The organism is Jeotgalibacillus sp. ET6 (assembly GCF_029667115.1).
Lineage (GTDB): Bacteria > Bacillota > Bacilli > Bacillales > Jeotgalibacillaceae > Jeotgalibacillus.
In genome coordinates, this window is record NZ_JARUIU010000176.1 from 1 (window position 1) to 253 (window position 253).

At 38.3% G+C, this 253-nt stretch carries 1 protein-coding gene; it reads right to left on the reverse strand.

Features of this window, described 5'->3' with window-relative positions:
* Positions 1–253: hypothetical protein (locus P6709_RS20115; RefSeq protein ID WP_278242665.1), on the reverse strand; the 253-nt coding region annotated here is incomplete at both ends.

Genomic DNA, 253 nt, shown 5'->3' on the forward strand with positions numbered 1-253 from the left:
GTAGATAAGCCCCGATATGGCGCCTCTTTTTATCATGATATATTTCGTCGAATGGAATAAGTATTCCCGTATCCTCAATATTGTGCATTAAGCGATTGACCGCTGTACCGAACATGAGCATTTTGGATGTAATAGAAATGTATGCAGTTACATTTGGTGGAATATTAACTCCTCTCATCCTTGTTGCTGCCTTAAGTAATTTGTAATCCTCCGCCAAATCATCTTTATGCACAATTAGATTCATCAATTGGGG